This window comes from Halorubrum sp. SP9 (assembly GCF_005435015.1).
GTDB lineage: Archaea > Halobacteriota > Halobacteria > Halobacteriales > Haloferacaceae > Halorubrum > Halorubrum sodomense.
Genome location: NZ_SGXU01000823.1, coordinates 1 through 209, shown reverse-complemented (window position 1 = coordinate 209; position 209 = coordinate 1). Strand labels below are relative to the sequence as shown.

General features: G+C 55.0%; 1 protein-coding gene. It reads left to right on the top strand.

What is annotated here, in order from left to right; genetic code table 11:
* A partial coding sequence (locus EXE45_RS19430) for a PriCT-2 domain-containing protein (protein WP_137695235.1) occupies nt 1-209 on the top strand: 209 nt, incomplete at both ends.

Sequence of the window (209 nt, the reverse complement as noted above, 5' to 3'; positions counted from 1 at the left end):
ACATTGAAGAGGCACTTTCCCACGTTGATCCCGACCTCCCGCACGAGGAATGGATCAAAGTCGGCTTTGCTGTTCACGACTTTGATGACGGGAGTACGGGGAAGCGACTGTTCAAGAAGTGGTCGAAGCGTGGCGCGAAATACGATGACAAAGCCGAGCGTTCAATTGACTGGATTTGGTCGGACGCTTCGGAAGGCGCGGGCGTCACT